Here is a 399-nt window from a genome sequence, read left to right on the forward strand (position 1 = left end):
AGTGAGCTTTACCGTCAGCGTGTCTCCCAGCTCTACTTTTCGCTTAAAGCTTAGGTTTTGGTCCAGGTAGATACTTCCAGGCCCAGGAATGACTTTGTCGAAAGCGGTTGAGATAAGTGAGCTAGCCCACATGCCATAGCCGACTGTATCGTCATATACATTCTTTTTCGCAGCATCGACAGATAAAGCACTCAGCGGCATTTCGCCATTAGTCGCAGCAAATAAAACCAAATTCTCATCACTTAATGTTTTAGTAAATGTGGCATAATCGCTGACTCTTAATTCGTCATAGGTAATGTTTTCAAGTACGCGCATAACTTCTTAGCTTCTATAGTTTTGAATTAATTTTCTTTACAACTAATTTTGACAGAATAGTTTTAAGGTTCGTCTATTTAGAAT

At 39.3% G+C, this 399-nt stretch carries 1 protein-coding gene; it reads right to left on the minus strand.

Annotated features, from left to right (window positions below):
• Nucleotides 1–315, minus strand: a 315-nt coding sequence (locus A3766_RS21860; protein WP_068642969.1) for a 3-hydroxybutyryl-CoA dehydratase, incomplete at its 3' end; no start/stop codon positions are given.
• Nucleotides 316–399: the final 84 nt, after the last annotated feature.

Source organism: Oleiphilus sp. HI0132 (assembly GCF_001635845.1).